The following is a 276-nucleotide window of genomic DNA, read 5'->3' as shown; positions in this document are numbered from 1 at the left end:
CCGGAAGGTGCGGCTGGATCACCTCCTTTCTAAGGAGCAATACACATCCGCGAATGCTGGTTTCGGCTGGTGTTGGTGGGGTGTCCGGGGTTGAGAAGGCGTCTGTTCTTCTGCTCTGGGTGCTCAAGGATTTAGTGGAAATGCCGCTCGGAGTTTTCGTCATCGTGCACGCTGTTGGGTGTCTGAGAGGACACACTGTGTGTGTTTTTTCGGTTGTTGTTTGAGAACTGTATAGTGGATGCGAGCATCTTTGTGGCCAAGTTATGTAGGGCACAT

At 52.2% G+C, this 276-nt stretch carries 1 protein-coding gene; it reads left to right on the top strand.

The window, feature by feature from the left end; all coding sequences use genetic code 11:
- Positions 1–224 (top strand): hypothetical protein (locus AC29IT_RS28740; RefSeq protein ID WP_488220788.1); only part of this gene is annotated, 224 nt, incomplete at its 5' end.
- Between the last annotated feature and the right edge of the window lie 52 nt (positions 225–276).

The sequence above is a fragment of the Saccharopolyspora sp. MMCC62 genome, from assembly GCF_057736575.1.
The sequence above is the reverse complement of the archived record's forward strand: the minus strand, read 5'-3'. Positions and strand labels throughout refer to the sequence as shown.